Annotated in this window: 14 protein-coding genes; 9 read left to right on the forward strand and 5 right to left on the reverse strand. The window is 61.8% G+C overall.

Translation table 11 applies throughout. The features are described from left to right. Window positions 1-187: 187 nt before the first annotated feature. The gene (locus QO033_RS16750; RefSeq protein ID WP_284482133.1) at window positions 188-622 is read right to left on the reverse strand and encodes a PIN domain-containing protein; all 435 of its coding nucleotides are present in this window, start codon (window positions 620-622) and stop codon (window positions 188-190) included. A gap of 69 nt (window positions 623-691) precedes the next feature. After that, window positions 692-1,756 (reverse strand): helix-turn-helix domain-containing protein, encoded by a 1,065-nt coding sequence (locus QO033_RS16755; protein WP_284482134.1) that lies wholly within the window; start codon window positions 1,754-1,756, stop codon window positions 692-694. Window positions 1,757-1,954: 198 nt separating this feature from the next. On the opposite strand from QO033_RS16755, the gene QO033_RS16760 reads away from it, so the two are divergent. From QO033_RS16760 to QO033_RS16780, 5 genes are read left to right on the forward strand one after another with little or no spacing between them, the layout of a single operon-like run. Next, window positions 1,955-2,899, forward strand: a complete 945-nt coding sequence (locus QO033_RS16760; protein ID WP_284482135.1) for a CBASS oligonucleotide cyclase — start codon at window positions 1,955-1,957, stop codon at window positions 2,897-2,899. A gap of 1 nt (window position 2,900) precedes the next feature. Further along, window positions 2,901-3,395, forward strand: a complete 495-nt coding sequence (locus QO033_RS16765; RefSeq protein ID WP_284482136.1) for an HORMA-1 domain-containing protein — start codon at window positions 2,901-2,903, stop codon at window positions 3,393-3,395. Next, window positions 3,392-4,288 (forward strand): AAA family ATPase, encoded by an 897-nt coding sequence (locus QO033_RS16770; protein WP_284482137.1) that lies wholly within the window; start codon window positions 3,392-3,394, stop codon window positions 4,286-4,288. Before QO033_RS16765 ends, QO033_RS16770 begins: the two co-directional genes overlap by 4 nt. Further along, entirely contained in the window at window positions 4,288-5,454 is a 1,167-nt protein-coding gene (locus QO033_RS16775) for a hypothetical protein (protein WP_284482138.1), read from the forward strand. Before QO033_RS16770 ends, QO033_RS16775 begins: the two co-directional genes overlap by 1 nt. After that, the gene (locus tag QO033_RS16780; protein WP_284482139.1) at window positions 5,451-6,011 is read left to right on the forward strand and encodes a 3'-5' exonuclease; all 561 of its coding nucleotides are present in this window, start codon (window positions 5,451-5,453) and stop codon (window positions 6,009-6,011) included. Before QO033_RS16775 ends, QO033_RS16780 begins: the two co-directional genes overlap by 4 nt. Window positions 6,012-6,088: 77 nt before the next feature. On the opposite strand, the gene QO033_RS16785 is transcribed toward QO033_RS16780, so the two are convergent. The 3 genes from QO033_RS16785 to QO033_RS16795 are packed head-to-tail and all read right to left on the reverse strand — an operon-like array spanning window position 6,089 to window position 11,001. Further along, window positions 6,089-8,068, reverse strand: a complete 1,980-nt coding sequence (locus QO033_RS16785; RefSeq protein ID WP_284482140.1) for a type IV secretory system conjugative DNA transfer family protein — start codon at window positions 8,066-8,068, stop codon at window positions 6,089-6,091. Then, complete coding sequence (locus QO033_RS16790) at window positions 8,061-10,412, reverse strand: relaxase/mobilization nuclease domain-containing protein (RefSeq protein ID WP_284482141.1); 2,352 nt, start codon at window positions 10,410-10,412, stop codon at window positions 8,061-8,063. The genes QO033_RS16785 and QO033_RS16790 overlap by 8 nt, the downstream gene beginning before the upstream one ends. Beyond that, window positions 10,399-11,001, reverse strand: coding sequence for a helix-turn-helix domain-containing protein (locus tag QO033_RS16795; protein WP_284482142.1), 603 nt, complete (start codon window positions 10,999-11,001; stop codon window positions 10,399-10,401). The genes QO033_RS16790 and QO033_RS16795 overlap by 14 nt, the downstream gene beginning before the upstream one ends. Window positions 11,002-11,561: 560 nt before the next feature. Between QO033_RS16795 and QO033_RS16800 the strand changes: the two genes are divergently transcribed. The 4 genes from QO033_RS16800 (at window position 11,562) to QO033_RS16815 (ending at window position 14,539) form a co-directional block, all read left to right on the forward strand. Next, window positions 11,562-12,281: a ParA family protein gene (locus tag QO033_RS16800; RefSeq protein WP_284482143.1), complete on the forward strand. Its 720-nt coding sequence runs from the start codon at window positions 11,562-11,564 to the stop codon at window positions 12,279-12,281. A gap of 10 nt (window positions 12,282-12,291) precedes the next feature. Beyond that, window positions 12,292-12,948 carry a hypothetical protein gene (locus QO033_RS16805; protein WP_284482144.1) on the forward strand — a complete coding sequence of 219 codons (657 nt, stop codon included), beginning with the start codon at window positions 12,292-12,294 and terminating at the stop codon, window positions 12,946-12,948. A gap of 151 nt (window positions 12,949-13,099) precedes the next feature. Beyond that, entirely contained in the window at window positions 13,100-13,270 is a 171-nt protein-coding gene (locus tag QO033_RS16810; RefSeq protein WP_165910185.1) for a hypothetical protein, read from the forward strand. 138 nt (window positions 13,271-13,408) lie between these two features. Next, complete coding sequence (locus QO033_RS16815) at window positions 13,409-14,539, forward strand: Fic family protein (RefSeq protein ID WP_284482145.1); 1,131 nt, start codon at window positions 13,409-13,411, stop codon at window positions 14,537-14,539. Window positions 14,540-14,610: the final 71 nt, after the last annotated feature.

Consider the following 14,610-nt stretch of genomic DNA (forward strand, 5'->3'; position numbering starts at 1 on the left):
GCGCGCAAGTGGTTAGGATTGCTGAGAGGGCAAAGCGGTTGGGGCGGTGAAACCCAAAGTGCCATCGAAATGATGCCTTCTCTTTAATGTGAAGGGCGGAAAGTGTGAACTTGCTGCGGTCGTCCCGAATGACCGGTTTAAGGCGTCCCAACAGCGAGGTTCAGAACTTCAGCAATGAATTCTTTAATCAGTCGCACTGCATTGCGAACCGCAATAGACGTCTTCGAACTTCATTTGCGGGCAGTCGGCACCTTGGATGAGCGAAGAGGTCGCTCAGGCCCCGATGCAAGCGATCAAAGGCTACATGATTTCCGTCGGCGAGTTGATCGAACAGCCAGATGACACCGTGCATGTCGATTTGCTCGGCGACAGCCAGTTCGCGGAGCGTGCCGTCACCAGTCAATAACCCCCATTCCCGCGATTCAGCGATGGCAAACGCGAAGGTATCGGGAACCGAGAGCCGCCTATGCTGTCGGTTTACGGCGGTCGCGCGCCGCAACTCGACAGGTGTGAGCTCCTCTATCCGCAAGCCAAGTTGTATAAGTCTGTCGCCGAGTTCACCGGCAAGTTCCCTCTCATAGAGCAGGTCAGGCACGGCAAACTCGAACGGCAGAAGGAACATCTCCTCAAGCAGGGTCGCCCTTTCTAGGTCAATCAGGACCGATGTATCCGAAACGAGAATAGGCAAGTGTCAAACCGCCACCTGATCCAGTCGCTTGTCGAGTTCCCGCACGGAAATGCCGAGAAGTTCGGCGGCGCGAGATTCTCCAATGACACCTTCAGCGAGCGCGCGGTAGCAAAGCCTCTCGAAACGCCGCGGCTCCTCCACATCGGGGGCCAAGCTCTCCGGTTCCTCATAGGGTGCCGTGCGCCATCCGCGCTCAGCAAATATCTTGAACAGCCGGGCACATGCCGGCTGACTAATAATCCCAAGATCCTTGCAGCGGTAAGCGAGAGCCTGAATGCTCACGCCGAAGCGTTTTTTCAGGGCGACCAGTTCTCCAATGCTGATCGACGACCGATGAGCACCGATTTCCGCACGCAGGACGTCGGCCGGCATCAGGAAGGCACCGGCGAACCGGTGTGCAGCCTTCTCCTCATCGACCCCACCTGAAGGTGCGATGACCATGTGGCCGAGTTCATGTGCCAGGTTGAACCTCTTGCGTTCGGACCACGTGCTCCGCTTGATGACGATGACACGGGCGGCATCGCGTTCCTTGCGCCGCACCTTGGCAGCGAGGCCATCGACACTGTCGAGGTCGAGCGAGAGCACCTTGATCCCGCGCTCCTCCAGAAGCTCAGCAAGTTGAGGTATTGGGTCGTTTCCGAGGCCCCAATCCTCGCGCACGGAGCGGGCGGCATCTTCCGCGTCGCGGACGTCGGCGACAGGGTGGGGAGCACTGCGCGGCTGCTCCCATTCGACGCTTCGCATTTGGAGTAAATCCTCCACGGCCAGATAGCGCTCGAGCAGATGAACTGCACGCGCCTCCAGCGCGGCTTCTTCCTTGGACGACGTTCCCACCTTCTTGCGGAAATCCACGCCTTCGAGCGAAAGCTCGTCTTCGCTCAAGAGGTATTCCTCGGAGACGTGGAGCGCCTTGGCGAGCGCGATCAGGACACGCGAGCTGGGCATATCCTCGTTTCGCTCATACTTCCCAATGGCTTGGGCGGAGACAATCCCACCCATCGCATCCGCGAGCGCGCGGAGCGAAAGACCCGACGCGGAGCGTGCGACCTTGAGCTTTCTTCCGATCATGGTTGCCTCCTTGCGGCAATCGGTTTACATTGCTACCACGTAGTGGAACTATTGTAAACCGATACCTCTTGAAATTGCGTTAACGGCCCGCCATCTTGGCCTTGCGTCCGGCAATTGGGACGTTTTTGTAAACCGAGCTGAGCCGATGTAGAGGGGCTTCTGGTCGCGGCGAACAGTGACAGACTAGATGGAGAAGACATGGCGCTTACCAACACCGAGCTCCGCTACTACGATAGCAATGTACTTCGCCTGCCTGCAGACAAGCGCAAGGACTACCACGCCCAAGTAGATCGCTTGATCGAAGCATTGCGCAGCAGCGTTAAGGACAAGACCGAGATCAAGATCACCAAGGTTGTAAAGGCTGGCTCCTTCGCAAAGTTCACGATCCTGCGGAAGACGACCTACGATCCCGTTGATGTCGATGTGGTGTTCTACATTTCCGGCCGCGACGCGAGCAAGGAGACGCTCGACAGCCTCAGCACGACGATCCATGATCTGCTGATCAAGATTTACCCAAACAAATCAGTCGAAGATTTTGAAATTCAACGCAAAGCTGCCACGGTGACCTTCGTAGGGACAGGCCTGAGCGTCGACATTGTTCCTGTGATCGAGGACGAGGACCGCCCGGGCTATGGCTGGCAGTTCGATATCCACGACGGCTCGAAAATCCAGACCTGCGCGCCCTGCCAGGTTCAGTTCGTTCGTGACCGTAAGAACCAGGACGGCGATTTCCGCACGCTGGTTCGGATGGCAAAGAAATGGCGCAACTATGCGGAGATCAAGCCGCTCAAGTCCTTCGCCATCGAGCTGATCATGGCGCATGTACTCGCCACACAGGGCAAGGAGGGCAGTATTGAACAGCGATTCCGCAACTTCCTGCTCTACATCGCGCAATCCGGCCTAAAGGATCAGATCAGCTTCCCTGAGAACACGCTTCCTCTCGGCTCGTTCTCCGACGCGGTCGTGATCTTTGATCCGGTTTACAGCTTCAACAACGTCACCAGCCGGATTTCCGAGGCCGAGCGCCAAGAGATCGTCGCAGCGGCGCAGGAAGCCTGGGAGACGGTGAACTTCGCATCGGTCGAAGACGATGATGCGGTCTGGAAAGAGGTCTTCGGGCCGGGCTTCAAGGTGAAGGACTGACATGAGCCAGACGAGAACGGCTTCGGCCACCTATACGACAACCGATATCGAAAACGTCGTTCGGCGCGTTAAGGCAGATTTGGCCATGATCGCCGACAGCACCGGGGCATGGACGCCTCAGCAGGCTGCCGATTACGCCCATGATGTCGAAGTGCTTGCCAAGGCGGGCTATCTCGCATGGGTGGATGTGACTCTGTTGCAGCATGGCATCGAACTAAAGGCCGTTCGCTTCGATGTCGATACCGACGCGGGAACGCTGAGCACTAGCCGTCCCGGTGGCGTGCTGTGGCCGCGCGTCGCCGGCGCTGAGCTGCGGATCGTGATAAGCTACACCAACGCGTACACTAACGCGGCTCGAGAGGCTACGAGGAGCAAGCTCAAGATCGGCTGGACCACATCTTACGCCGACACCAGTCACTCTAGCCTCAGCTCGTCCGGTGGCCGCAATTATGTCAGCAGCACCTACGGGATGCAGAGAAGGGATTGGGCCGCGTGAGCCAGCCGAGCATTTTTGACAGCGAGATGGAGCTCCCGAACGATACGCTGGCCAAGCGTGAAGGGAGCCTGCTCGGCTTCGAGCAACGCTACAACCGTGTTCACGACCAGCTTCGTCTCTTGCTGAACGTCGGCGCACTCGGCGAATGGAACAGGAAACACCACGGCGGCAAGCTCGGGCTGTGCGACCTGGTCGCCGAGCAATATCCACTGGTGATTTTCCACGGCGATGTCGGCACCGGCAAGACGGCAATGGCGGAATGCATAGCCAACCGCCTTGTGGCTGAGGCACGCAGTTCTGATTCGATGCTGTTCAAGCTGTCGAACCGGGTGCGCGGCAACGGGATGGTCGGCGAAATGGGCACCTTGATCGCCGAAGCGTTCCGGAAGGTTACGCAGTCGGCTGGCAAAAACCGTCGCGCGATCCTGATCATCGATGAAGGCGACAGCCTAGCGGCATCCCGCGCGCAGGATCACAGCCACCATGAGGACAAGGTGGCTGTAAACACCCTGATCCAGGGGATCGACGATCTCAGGCAGTATGGCGGACGGATCGTCGTGATCCTCTGCACCAATCGCCTGTCGGTTCTCGATCCTGCGCTGCGCCGCCGGGCCGCCATCACCGAGACCTTCAGCCGTCCCAGCGATGCCGAGCGCCAGCAGCTTTTCCAGATGGACCTTGCCGGTCTCGGACTCTCACAGCCCCAACTCGCCGAACTAACCCGGTTGACGGGAGCGCGGGACCGCCATCCGTCTTGGACTTATTCCGATATCCGGACCCGGCTGTACCCTGCGGCGCTCGCCAAAGCGTATCCCGACCGGCCCTTAAGTTTCGCGGACCTGACTGCGGTCGCGTCTAGCCTTCATGCGTCTCCGGTCATGGAGGACAAATAGTGGCCCGGTCTCCTTTGTTCGGACGCCGTATTCACATCTCCGGCAGTGTCGTGAATGATCTGACGATCGCGCCGACGGCCGATGTCGAGGCGGCACGCGAACTGATCGCCCTACTCGTCAAAGAACTCGTCAAACGCGGTGCCAACTTCGTCATTCCCGTCGACGACGAGCCCAAACGGAACGTCGATGGTCTGCCTGTTTGCTTTGACTGGCTGGTCTGGAAGACGGTGAAGGACAATCTCATCCTTCGGCCTCAGAATGTGCCGGGCCCCTTCATCGTCGCCGTGCAGCATCACAAGACCGAGGAGCAGATACCCGACGAATATCTCGACCTGTGGGACGAGCTTCGGGCGTCCCAACTGATCAAGATCGAGAGCGCCGCCTACTGGAATATGAACAGTAAGCGCATGGAGGCGCAGGCGCGTTTCGGTGACGTGCTGCTTGCGCTCGGCGGCGATGAGGGGGTTTTGTATCTGGCGAACCTCTATCACGATGCCGGCAAGCCGATCGTGCCCCTAAACCTTCCGATCGGCGCCGAAACCAAGGGAGCGCGACGGCTTTATGCGTTTGGTCTCGCAAGTGCCCAGACGCGCCGCCTGTTCCAGATCGCCGATGACGGCGATGCGCATGACTGGATCAACCGCATCGGCTTTCCCAAGCGACAGAGCATTCCCGATCGCGTCTCCGCCGTGATCGATCTGCTCGAATCTCTGGACCGCCCCAAGGCGTTTGCCGTGCGCCTCTTAAACCCCGTCCACGAAGATTACGCTAGCGTGCAAGATTTCTTCGACGTGGTAGCGAAGCCTGTGCTTGAGGACGATCTCGGGTACCGTCTGATAGTTATTGACGGACGGCAAACCTATGACCATCCGCGGATCGATCAGGAAATCTTTGCCAAGCTCCATCGTAGCAGCGTTGTCCTCGCCGACATCACTGGTGCCCGGCCAAACTGCTTTCTCGAACTGGGTTATGCGTTGGGACGCGGTCTGCCGACCATAGTCACTGTGCGAGAAGGTGCGAAACTGCCGTTCGACATCGCGACGTTCGCCGGCCATCACTGGAAAACAAGCGGCAGTGCCGATGACCGCCGGCGGGCGTTCCGCGAACATTGGAACGCAATCCGGAATCGCCCGACCCTCGTTCCCACGGAGCCGCTGATCTCATGAGAGGCCTGCGTGAAATATTTGTTTCTGTCGATGTGGAGACAGCGGGGCCGATACCCGGCGAATACAGCTTGTTGTCGATCGGGGCCTGCCCTGTGTTCGACCCGGACAACGGCTTCAGCTGTGAATTCAAGCCGATAAACGACAATTTTGATCCAAAGGCGCTGGAAGTAGCTAGGCTTTCGATGAGAGAGCTGTACAATCGGGGAAGCGATCCTGAAGTGGCGATGAAGGCGTTTTCGGATTGGTTGGCGACCCTGGCTCGTCCCGGCGACACGCTTGTTTTCGTAGGGTTTAATGCGCCGTTTGACTGGTCTTTCGTGAACTACTATTTCCATCGCTTTGCGGGTAAAAACCCGTTTGGGTTCACAGCGCTGGACATCAAGGCGTTGTACATGGGAGCGACTGGTTGCTCATGGCGCAATACCCGTTCCAGCATAATTTCTGAACATCTGAAGCCCACGCTTTCTGGAACGCACGACGCTTTGAGCGACGCCCGTTACCAAGCAGAAATCTTTCGATTGATTTGGTCTCTTATCCTTCCAAGGGCGGAAGAATAATTTCTGCGATCTCGGGTTCGCTTTGGCGACTATAGCCGTCATGCGTTTTGAAATAGCCGAATGGTCGCTGTGCCCGGTCACGCATACTCAGCCATAATGGCACGTGTCGTTTGAACTGCCTCCTCCAGTCCGGTCCTAGCCGCCTCGTCGATACCCAGCCTTGCCAGATCGACTAGCAACTGATCGGGCACGCCATCACCAACTGCAGCCCGGGCAGAACGCCCTCGCGCGCGACGAGAAAACGAAGCGTTTAAAGCTGTCGTCCCTGTTGTAGGGTTATCATCGGCAACCGTCGACACGGTCCCAGACCCCTGCGCCCCGGCTACCGCGCGCACCTCCCGCAACTCCTGCTTCAACTTCTCCACCGTCTCCCGCGTTTCGCTTATCTGCCGATCCCGCCTGAGCCCGTCCTCGTCAGGGTACGGGAGACTCCCCGCCTGACCCGCATGCAGCGCCTTCAGCGCTGGGTCTTCGAAATACTTGATCCGCCGCGCCCGGATCGGCATCTGCGCGTCGATGACAAGGATCACCTCATCGAGGTCCATTCGGCGGGCTTGGTCCTCGGTCAAGAGCGGCGTGTCCTCTGTCCGCTCAGATACACTGCGCCCTTCGAACGGGTTGCGCCCGACCGCACGCGACCGGGTCACCACGCGCTTTGTCGTCTTCCCCACAGCCTGGCTCAGTTCCTCGATCGTCTTCTGCTCGGAAGGTGTGAGGTAGAGCTTCACGCCCGCGCCGCCCTGCAACGACCGGCGGGTGTTCTCGCCATAGATCTCGTCCAGCGCGGGGATCGTCTGAGTGACGATGGCGAGGTTGCCGCCAAAGGAGCGCAGCGTCTTGATGCTCTCGGCCACGATCGGCATTTTCCCGAGGCGGTCGAATTCATCGAGCATGATCATCACCGGCCAGGGTTCATCGTCGCCCGGCTCCTGCGCCTGCAGGGAGGCGATGAGGTCCGAGAAGAAGAGCCTGATCAGCGGGGCCAGGGGGCGGATCATCTCGGACTCGACCACGAGATAGATCGCGTGAGGGCGACGCCGTATGTCCCGGAAGGAGAAGTCCGAGGTCGCGGTGGCTGCGTCGATGGCACGGTTGTCCCAGGTGTCGAGACCCGAGGTCATCAAAAGCGACAGGTAGGAGGTCAGGGTGTCGTTGTTGGTCGAGGCCATGCGCTCGAAGATCAGCTTGGCCGACCTGTTCTTCACCTCATGCGCGCGCTTCAGGTACTCCTTCTGCTTGTCGCCACCCGAGGCGGTGATGCGGTAGATCTCGCCGATGGTCGGCACGCCGCGCTCGAAGGCCAGAAGACCAGCTGCCACGAACAGATCGATGCCGCCTGCCAGGAGGCCGCTCAGCTTTTCGTTGTCGGTCTGCAGGAAGAGCTTGGCGGTGAGCTTCAGCTCCATCTGCTGCCGGTCAGGGTTGGTCATGGCGGCGATGCGCGCCAGCGGGTTATAGCGATGCGTCGGGCGGTCCCAGTCGGTCGGCGCGAAACGGAAGACTTTGTCGCCCATGCTTGCGCGGAAGCGTGAGGTCTCGCGGAAGTTCTCCCCCTTCACGTCGAGCACCACGGCCGAGCCTTTGTAGGTGAGCAGGTTCGGGATCACGAAGCCCACGCCCTTGCCCCGACCCGTGGGCGCCACGATCAGCGCGTGCGGGAAGGTCTTCGAGACGAGGAAGGGGCGCTTCGATTTCGGGGAGCCGAGCTTGCCGAGAAGGAAGCCGCCGCCCGGCTTGGCAAAAAAGCCGTTGCGCTTCATCTCGGGCCGGGTCTGCCAATGCGTGGTGCCGAAGCGCGTAAGCGCATCGCCGAGAAGCGTGACACTCAGCATCAGCGCGGCGATGCCGAAGCCCGCGAGGATCAGGTTTACCCAGAGGAAGTCCCGCGGTGCGCTGGTGCCGAGGGCTCGGTACTCGCGCGCAAGCAGGGTGACGTCGAAAGCGTTCGTCGACAGGCCATAGCGGATGGTCAGGTAGCCCGTCGCCACGGCATAGCCGATGGCGAGGCCAACCAGCGTCAGGCTCAGGATCCCGCCCGCGATCTTGCCCTTATCCATGGGTGATCCCCTTCTCGCCATGGGTCGCGGCATGCCGGGCGCGCTGCGCCTCGATCTGCTCCTCGGCCAGGGCATCCAGCACCCGCTCCATGGCAGGGCCGTGGGCCGTCACCTCGCTGCTTTCCAGATAGGCTTTGGCGAGTTCCAGCTGCCGCAGCGGGTGCTCGGTGAATTTCTCCAGCACATCGGCGTGGCCCGCGCGCAGCGCGGTCACCGCGTTCGGCGTGAGGTTACGGTCGATCTGGGCGACGAGGCGCTGCCCATCCGTCTCGCTGAGCGGTTTCATGTCCTCGGCCTCTGCCCGCTGCAGGAAGGTCATCACATCAGGGGCGGTCTCGGCCATGAAGCGCCGTTCGGCATAGTCCTGTCGCGCCTGATCCTCGATGTCGAAGCTCCGCTCGCTGATATAGGCGCGTGATGCCCCCATGGCACGCAGGCGGTTTATTTCCTCCTGCACCGCCGCCCCGAACTCCTCGTCCGGCATCTCGGCGCGGTAACGCGCCAGGATGCGGTCGTCTTCGGTGATCGGCCCGAGATGCTGCATGGGATCGCGCAGCGCGAGGTCCATGTCCCCGGCATGGAGCGTGCGGTCCTTTTCGTCGACGGCGAACTCCTGCGGCTTGCGGCTGTCAGTAATCTTGTCCCACGCCATCGAGGCCAGTTCGGCATGATCGGGCGACCGCTGCGCGAAGGCGTTGAAGGCGGCGCGGGCCTCTTCGACCTCGACGGCACCGGCTCGGCGCACGGAAGGGTCGTCCGAGAAGGGGTGGTCGAAGTCTGTCCGGCGGAATTGGGCGACGAGCTCCTGGAAATCCCGGCGCTCGGACGGGGCGAAAATGTCCGGCTCGCCCGCCGTGCGCTCGCGCTCCGGCAGCGTCACCCGTTCCGCCAAGGCAACCGGGTCACCTTCGGTCTCATCCACATCATCGATGGCCCGCAGAATGCGCGCATCGGTAAGGGTGTCGCCCAGACGGACATGGACGGCTTCCAACCGGTCCAGTGCTTCCTCGCGGTCCTCGCCCTTCTCCAGATCGAGATCGCCCGCCTTGGCGATGGCGCGCAGATCCTGCGCCAACCATTGCCTTTCGAGAGCGGCATTGCCTGCACCCTCGCGCATGCGGGCAGCAACTGCCTCGGGATCGATGCCCGTGCCCTGCAGCGCCTCGCTGAGACGCGCCTTCACCGCATCATCGTCGAGCCGCCCCAGCTGGTCCTCGCGCATGTTGGCCCGCGCATAGACGCCGCCTCGGGATGGTGCATCGAGGAGCGTGGCCGAGCGGTCCCCGAGCGGATTGAGATGCGCGACCGATGCCAGCACATCGGTGAGCTTACGCTCGATCTCCGGTCGCGCGGCCGCGGGCGCCCGGCCGATCGCCGCCTCGATCTGACGGATGTTCTGGGAAAACTCAGTGATCAGCGTGTCGAACGCTGTTTCGTCTTGGGACATGTAGATGGCTCCGTCAGATTGGATCTGACCGCCACTGGCAAGGATGCTGCTGGCCCGCTCAAGTGCCTCGGTCACGTCGTCGAAGTTCGACCGGGACGCCTCGGCCGCCAGACCCCGATAGGTCAGCGCATTGCGCGCCACCGTCTGCAGGGCCGCCGCGAGGTCGGTCCCCGTGCGCTGGCGCTCGACCGGCGGGCGGCCCTCGTCACGGGCCTTGTAGACCTCGTCTATCTCGGCGCGGTAGGTCGTGACCCCCCGGTCAAGACGCCGTGTCGCCTCGAGCCGGATCCCGTGGACCTGCGCCGCCTCGACCATCGCCACCCGGAAGGCGTCGTAGTTGAAGTGGTGATCCTTCCCGAGAAAGAACATTTCGCCATCCTTGCTGCGGCGGTTCAGAACGATATGCGCATGTGGATGCGCGCGATCTTGGTGTATTGCAGCAATATAGTCGAATTGCGACCCCTCACCTTGAAAGAACTTCTCACAGACGGATTCCGTGATCGCGCGCACCTCTTCGCCGCTGGTGCCGACGGGAAAAGCCATCAGAAGATGCGAGGTATGCCCGAGCTTAGGGCTGTGCCGCTCGCCCCACTGGTTCTCGAAGCGCCGGACGACCCGGTCGATCTCCGCCCCGGTCAGGGTCTTCTTGCCGTCATGGGTGCCGCGGCTGTCGAGGATGTGGCTCGACTTGGTGGTGAGGTACGTGAGCTGGGCCTTGAGCTGCGCGCCCGTGTGGCACCCGCCTTTCGAGATCGGCTTGAAGATGGCAGGCGAGTAGCCACGCGCTGCCCGGACCATCTGCGCCTTCTTCGACAGCCCCTGCCAACTGCCCGAGACCCGGCTCCAGTCGCGATCAAAGAGGGCGGGGCTGACGCCCCGCGCCTCACTCCGCGCCATGTTCGGCCACCTGCTCCGCTTCCTGCCGCGCCAGACCGGCGAGGGCCTTGGTGACCTCGAGGTCCAGATCGCGACGCCGCGCGCGGAACATCTCCTGGATCTGGTCGGCCATGTCGAAGACTAGCACCGCAAGGTCGCGGATCTCGGCATGGCTGGCCGGGGTATAGGGCAGGCGCTCGCCCTTGAGCTTTGCCTCGTTCAGGCGGCGCGCAACCTGGTTCACGTTGTTGCCGACCCTGTTCAGCGCCGCGCTCATCCCTTTCAGCTCATCCGTCATGCCCTCATCCGGGCGCAGGAGATCGTCGGCGGCCAGCATCAGGCAGCGCATGGCGTCTGACCGGTGGGCAATGCCGCGCCGTGCGAGGGCCGCATCGAAGCCGCGAAGGTCGCGCTCGGTGACCCGCATGGTCAGCACGCGGGTGCGACTATCGTTCGCCGAGGCGGCGGAACGGCCCCGGCTCAGCACGTTGTAGACCGTCTTGGGCGAGACCTTCAGCGCTGCACTGATCGCACTGACCGAAACGCCTTTCGCCCGTTCCCGGACGATCTGACGGCGCTCCTGATCGGTCAGTCTGCGACTGTGTCCCATGTGAAGTATACGTTCCTATTTCTTGCCAACTTCGTACAAGCCCGCCTTCTCCCAGCACAAGCGGAGAAGGCACCAAGGGCTTGTACTCAATGTAGAAAATCGGCCTCGCGGGCCGATTTGACGTCCTTTGGCAAATGCAGCGCGCAACGCGCTCAATGCAACGCGTCCCGCGTTGCCTGCACCGCGCATCGCGTCCTTTGGACTGCGTTTTGCGCGCCCTGCAGCACGGCTTCTGGCGAGTGCCCGATGGCATGTGCCGCCTGCACCGCGCGTGGTGCCGGATGATCCACGTACAATGCAGAATGCGTCACGTTTCCTGCGACGCGTAGAATGGCGTATGTCGAATGTCGCGCGTCATCTGGGGACCGCATCGCGCAAAGGGGCTGACGTCGGGTGTCGCGTGCAGCGTGCCTTCCGCCCCCGGCGCGACGCACCATGCGCCCCGCATTCCGCCTGAGGGACCCCGTATCCCGTCTTCTGCTTGACGCCGTCGCGCACGGAGGTTAGCGACGTAGAAACATCTTTGTCGCGTTACACCATTCTTGCGAGAGGTCCGCCCCATGCCGAACGACAATCTCGTGGTGATCGCTGCGATGGCCCGGAAAGGGGGGAGTGGCAAGACCACGCTCTCGCGCGCCTTGATCAGCGCTGCCGTTGCCGCCGGACGTCGTGTCCTTCTGATCGATACCGACAGCACCGGCGTGCTCGGCACCTGGCACAAGCGGGCTGAAGCCGCGGGGCTGGGATCGCCGCTCCTGCGTTCGGCGACCGTCGAGAGCGTAGGGGCTGTGGATCGCCGGATCGAGCAGGTCTATGCGGCGGACTCGGCGGACTTTATCTTCATCGATACGGCAGGCGTCGGGGCCGAGTGGTCGGACGGGATCGCCGTTCTGGCCAATCACATCGTGACGCCGGTGATGCTCTCGACCTCGGATATCGATGTCGGCGCTCAGACGGCTGACTGGTTCGAAAAGCTCCGCGCCCGCGTCGATGACCCCGACAGCCTGCCCCGCCACCATGTCGTTCTGAACATGGTCGACCCAAAAACCACGCGCGCGGATGCCGCCCTCATCGAGGCGGCTATCGCGCGGTTCCCGGTGATCGAGACCGTGATGATGCGCCGGAACGTCTACAAGGAGATGGACGAGAAAGGCCTCCTGCACGCCGTGGCATTGCAGAAGCAGGCCGACCCGAACCCCCTCATGCGCCCCCATGTGCGCCATGTGGTCGAGGCCCTCGAAGAAGCGACCGACATCCTCAACAACATCCTGGCCGCGTGAGGACCGGGTTGTGAGGAAGAAGATCCCGACCATCACGCGGCCCGACCCGGTATATGCCGCATCCCTGCGTCCAGAGGGCGAAAAGGACCCGGGATGGGAAAAGGTGCGGCGCGCGGCAGCGATGCCAGAACCTGGTAGCGTGGAACCGGCGCCAATGGGAGATGACGTCGCCAGGCACCCAAGCACACCGCCTACCTCCACGTCTCAGCTCAGCCGGGAGGCGGACGCGAGGGCGGCGCCTGCGGTCAAGTCATCACCATCCCGCTCGCGACGCAGTCCGGCGACGCGCAAGATCGACATCCGGGTGAATGCGCTGGAACGACAAGAGGAAGCCCTGATCGATTGCGGCGTCGATCCTGCCCACGTCATCCGCGCCGCCCTGCGCCGTGCGGTCAAGAATTTGGAGCTCGGGTGCGAGTTCGTCCTACCGTCGGAAGAGCAGCGGACGCGGATCACCGAATGGCGCGCACGCACCTCGCTGGCGGTCGATGCTGCTGCGCTGACTGCCCTCTTGCGCGCGCATGACCCCCTCGATGTACTGAGCAAGTGGGCCTTGGTCCGCGGCCAGATCGAGCCGCGCGTCTGGGCAGAGATCGACATACTCCTGCACGAGATCGCCGTTCGCGCTGCAGCGCAGAATGCAGAAACGGATACGCCAGAAACCTGACTATAAAGACAACTTGTCCTTTTGTCGGTGGGTTCTTGCCGAGGCCGCCGACTTCATCTTGCAGTTGCAGAAACCCAACCCTAAGACGTTCAAAACGATATTGCGGCCTCGTTGTTAACAAGTCCTGAGGTCAGTTTGAGAGGAGCACATCGTGACCATTTTACCGCGGCTTACGGCCGAACCGATCATGCGCATCCTCTGCAAGAAGACCGACACGTTGGTGGGCTACCTGTACCAATGGAACAATGGCGACCTGCAACCTGCCTGGCTCAATGATGCTATGCCCGACGTGCGCTACGAGCCGATGGTCGAGGCCGCCTGACCCGCGCAGAGGCCCAGCCATTTTAGCGATCCTGCCGAGGTGTACGCCGGTTCAAGCATCTGGCATGATGCATAGATCGCGCTTCCATAAATCATGATTTAGCGCTATTTTGAGTTATAGGAAGGGATCCTATAGCTCATGCGCTGGAACTGGTCGCAACCCGACTGGCCGAATTTCCGCTATGACAGAATTGCCGTCGAACCTCTCGAACGGCAGTTTCTGTTGTCGTCCGGAGAGATCGTCGGTGCCTTCCACCATGTGGCCGACGACGAGCGCGACCGCCTGCGCATCGAGCTGCTGAGCGAAGAGGCGATGCGGACGAGCGCCATCGAAGGCGAGGTGCTGGACAGGGCCAGCGTGCAATCCTCCCTGCACCGTCAGTTCGGCTTGACCGCCGACGGCGCACCGTCAAGGCCGCGCGAACAGGGCGTTGCGGAGATGATGGTGGACGTCTACTCGACCCACGCCGCGCCTCTGACCCACGAAACTCTTAGCCGCTGGCACGGGATGCTTCTATCCCATGACCGCGGCCTCGAGACCATCGGAGCCTACCGGCGGCATGCTGATGCGATGCAGATCGTCTCCGGTCGCATCGACCGACCGACGGTGCATTTCGAGGCGCCGCCCTCCGCGCAGGTCCAAGGCGAGATGGACGTGTTCGTCGACTGGTTCAACCGAACGGCGCCAGACGGTCCAACGCCCCTGCCCGCATTGACCCGCGCGGCGCTTGGGCACCTCTGGTTTGAAAGCATCCATCCCTTCGAGGACGGCAATGGTCGCCTCGGCCGCGCCTTGGCGGAAAAGTCCCTTGCGCAGAACATCGGCCAGCCGAGCCTGATCGCGCTGGCCCACACCATCGAACGGGACCGGAAGGCCTACTACGACCAGCTCGAGACCCACCAGAAGACACTGGACGTCACCGGCTGGCTACTCTGGTTCGCCGAGATCATTCTGAAGGCGCAGCAGGTGACGCTGACACGGGTCGGGTTCTTCATCGCCAAGGCGAGGTTCTACGACCAATTCCGTGATCGGCTGAACGAACGACAAGCCAAGGTGATCGAGCGCATGTTCCGCGAGGGGCCTGACGGGTTCAAAGGCGGCCTCAGCGCCGAGAACTACATCGCCATCACCGGCACCTCGCGTGCGACCACAACCCGAGACCTGCAGGACTTGGTGGAGATGGGCGCGCTCAATCGCACCGGAGAGCGGCGGCATACACGGTATTGGCTACGGCTCGCGGAGACAACGATATCGCAGGGCTCATCGTAACCCAAACGAGCACAGCTCAAACAGGGGAGGAGCTGGATCAGACGCCCCCTTGGAAAATCACAGATCCACCC

Origin of the sequence: Pseudodonghicola flavimaris, assembly GCF_030164425.1 — a bacterium.
Lineage (GTDB): Bacteria > Pseudomonadota > Alphaproteobacteria > Rhodobacterales > Rhodobacteraceae > Pseudodonghicola > Pseudodonghicola flavimaris.

Bases quoted from the DNA above. Each gene is read 5' to 3' on its own strand.
- QO033_RS16750 (WP_284482133.1), bottom strand. From the start codon at position 622: ATGTTCCTTCTGCCGTTCGAGTTTGCCGTGCCTGACCTGCTCTATGAG.
- QO033_RS16755 (WP_284482134.1), bottom strand. From the start codon at position 1,756: ATGATCGGAAGAAAGCTCAAGGTCGCACGCTCCGCGTCGGGTCTTTCG.
- QO033_RS16815 (WP_284482145.1), top strand. From the start codon at position 13,409: ATGCGCTGGAACTGGTCGCAACCCGACTGGCCGAATTTCCGCTATGAC.
- QO033_RS16785 (WP_284482140.1), bottom strand. From the start codon at position 8,068: ATGGATAAGGGCAAGATCGCGGGCGGGATCCTGAGCCTGACGCTGGTT.
- QO033_RS16795 (WP_284482142.1), bottom strand. From the start codon at position 11,001: ATGGGACACAGTCGCAGACTGACCGATCAGGAGCGCCGTCAGATCGTC.
- QO033_RS16780 (WP_284482139.1), top strand. From the start codon at position 5,451: ATGAGAGGCCTGCGTGAAATATTTGTTTCTGTCGATGTGGAGACAGCG.
- QO033_RS16765 (WP_284482136.1), top strand. From the start codon at position 2,901: ATGAGCCAGACGAGAACGGCTTCGGCCACCTATACGACAACCGATATC.
- QO033_RS16760 (WP_284482135.1), top strand. From the start codon at position 1,955: ATGGCGCTTACCAACACCGAGCTCCGCTACTACGATAGCAATGTACTT.
- QO033_RS16790 (WP_284482141.1), bottom strand. From the start codon at position 10,412: ATGGCGCGGAGTGAGGCGCGGGGCGTCAGCCCCGCCCTCTTTGATCGC.
- QO033_RS16800 (WP_284482143.1), top strand. From the start codon at position 11,562: ATGCCGAACGACAATCTCGTGGTGATCGCTGCGATGGCCCGGAAAGGG.